Origin of the sequence: Candidatus Kurthia intestinigallinarum, from assembly GCF_003991225.1 — a bacterium.
In the GTDB taxonomy this organism is placed as follows: Bacteria; Bacillota; Bacilli; order Bacillales_A; family Planococcaceae; genus Kurthia; species Kurthia populi.
The window spans coordinates 1-2744 of the sequence record NZ_JTFC01000201.1; the positions used below are offsets into that span (position 1 = coordinate 1).

Sequence of the window (2744 nt, forward strand, 5' to 3'; positions counted from 1 at the left end):
TTTTCTAGTAGCTCGTAAACAGTATAGTGAGGTGGCTCATTACTGTTAGAATAGCGTATTATACGATATTTTAAATTCTCGGTCTTATAGACAGAGGTGGTTTCATTTAAGTAATATTCCAAAATTAAAGGTTGACTCTCGGTAATTGTTTTTAATGAAGCAGAATCGATTAGTTCATTGTCATAGATTAATTTGTAATCTACAGAATTGCTACGATTGAATAATGGCAATAAGATTACAAGACAAATTATAAAATCAACAACTGAAAATATAAGTGCTTGTATTAAAAATTCAGTTGTCAGAATCGCAACTTCTTTTGTTTTTAAATGGCCTACTGCGAGGGCAGTTAAAATCGCGTATGTAAATAGTATGGTCAAATGTATTTTATATTGTTCATTTAGGTTAAATAATTTTGGCCGTGGTGTAAAAATCGCAATATGTTTTGTACACCATTTCCAAAGGGAAATAATTTTGCTCACTAAATAGATTGTGAATATTAGATAGATAACTGAATAAATAATAATAAATCCAGTGAATTTGTAGCCGAGAAAAGCAAAATAATAAGCTGAACCAATAAATAGCGGGATGATATAAAGAAATGTTCCGATTAACTGTTTAACATAAATGATAGAGCTTTTATTACGAGGGACTAATTTACGATCAAAGGACGTATAATTATTTACACTGAAAAGCGTAAATAAAGCAGGCACAATAATCCCTAAGACTGCTAAAATTGCAATCAGTTCATTTTCTAAAAAGGATAAAATATAAATCAAACCTTTCGATTTATTTCTCCCTATATTTTACAATGACGAAAGAGGATTGACTAATAAAATATGTGAAGTCTTTTCCTTCTCTCGACCTTAAAAAATAATGCTTGTTTAAGGTTGATGATGGTATAATAAATAGAGCGTATGTTTGTATAATTTCAACTTGTAGGGGGAGAGAAATGAGCTCGTTAAAGATTAAAGAAACTAGTTTATTTGAAAAGCTTTTCGGGATGGAAACAGGTTATGTATTAAATTTTAGCGACAGGACCTTTCAGAATTTTATTTTAGAATCAACGGGTATTGATATTTTTGATGGACAATATAATGCTCCATTATCGAAAGCGAAGAGATTGCGACTGTTTTGGCAAAAAGAAGATGACTACATTACTCATAAATTATTATCAGATATGTTAGCTTATTGGTTTGAGAATAAGCAAGCGTATGGTCAAGAGTTTAGTGATGAAGAGTTACTTTTACACGAAAAATGTAAAAAGGCGTTAGATATTTTACAAGGGACTAATTTAGTTGAAGATCTTAATTCAATTATAAGTGTAGATGTTTTAAATTATCAATCTATTCAAATTTTATCTGCTGAAATCAAAGAAAAATTACTAGGTGGTCAGCCAGAATTAGCTTTAGATAGATTACATACTTTTAGTGTTAGATACTTTAGAGCATTGTGTCAAAAACATAGAATTGCTTATGAACAGAAGGACGCATTACATACATTGTTTTCTAAATATCAAAAGTATTTAGAAGCCTCTGGTCGGGTTCAATCAAACATGACTCTTCAAATTATTAAGGCGAACATGAATGTATTAAATAACTTTAATCATGTTAGAAATACGGAAAGTTATGCTCATGACAATGTAATTTTAAATAAGAATGAGAGTAAATTGATTTGCAATCATGTCATCTCACTTTTGAAATTTGTTGATGAAATTGAAATGGATGCAGAGTATGCTTTTTAGGTCTCTACACAACTGGTAGGAAAAGAGGATTTATACTATGGAAGAAACTCTATTTTCTTTGCAGCAATATAAAATGACCAAACAAAAAGATGAAACGCTGCAGAAAATCCAACAACAAAAGTTGATGCAATATCAATCTGACTTTAAACAGTTCCAGGCGTTTTGCGATGAACATTTATTAAAGTTAGATTTTGAATCGTTAGAACTGTATCTTCATCATTTAATTACACAACAGCAAGTGCGACTGTCGACATTTAACCGACGTTTAGCCGGCGTGAAATACTGGTTAGTGCATGAATATAGATTTCAATTCACCTCAGCGCACGATACGAGCATCAAATTACTGCGAGGCTTATATAATCAAGAGGAATATTTGCGCTTAAAGCCGATGCGTGGGAAAAGAGCTGAAAAGCAAAGTGATGTACTGCGACTCATTGATCGGTACGATACCGATAAGAAAAGTGATATGCGCAAGCGTGCGATTTGTTTAGTGAACCTTATTACGGCGAACCGTCCTTCGGAAATGGTACGGCTCAAAGTGAGTGACTTCGATTTAGAAAATCGCACAGTTCAAGTAATGATGGTCAAGCAGGGTGAGATGAAAGAAAAACGCCTGACGCTAGAGTGCGTGCAGGCGATTCGAAACTATATCGTGGCATGCGAATTAATGCCAGAGGATTATTTCGTCGGAGCTGCCGATAAATGGGGCAACCACACGAGTCGACAAATTAGTGAAGTCAGCTACAATCAAGCCATTCAAAGCTGGCTCGGCTTCGCACCGTACACCTTTCGAAAAACGCAGATTACTGCCATGTACCAAAAGGGTGCGGACATTCCAACGATTGCTAAGCAATCTGGTCATAAGTCACACCAGACAATTATGGAGCATTATATAAAATTGAAGACAGAGGATGTAGATAATTATTTATAGAAAATATTAAGGTACCCTATATTTATAAGTGTTACCTAGATATATTAGGGGACCTTAATTAGTTAATTCATC

Annotated in this window: 3 protein-coding genes; 2 read left to right on the forward strand and 1 reads right to left on the reverse strand. The window is 33.6% G+C overall.

The features are described from left to right. Positions 1-710 (reverse strand): hypothetical protein (locus tag QI30_RS19795; RefSeq protein WP_148113926.1); only part of this gene is annotated, 710 nt, incomplete at its 3' end. A 239-nt stretch (positions 711-949) separates the two neighbouring features. On the opposite strand from QI30_RS19795, the gene QI30_RS19800 reads away from it, so the two are divergent. After that, positions 950-1741, forward strand: a complete 792-nt coding sequence (locus QI30_RS19800; protein ID WP_126992141.1) for an abortive infection family protein — start codon at positions 950-952, stop codon at positions 1739-1741. A 37-nt stretch (positions 1742-1778) separates the two neighbouring features. Then, entirely contained in the window at positions 1779-2672 is an 894-nt protein-coding gene (locus tag QI30_RS19805) for a tyrosine-type recombinase/integrase (protein WP_126992142.1), read from the forward strand. Positions 2673-2744 lie beyond the last annotated feature (72 nt).

Bases quoted from the DNA above. Each gene is read 5' to 3' on its own strand.
- QI30_RS19800 (WP_126992141.1), top strand. From the start codon at position 950: ATGAGCTCGTTAAAGATTAAAGAAACTAGTTTATTTGAAAAGCTTTTC.
- QI30_RS19805 (WP_126992142.1), top strand. From the start codon at position 1,779: ATGGAAGAAACTCTATTTTCTTTGCAGCAATATAAAATGACCAAACAA.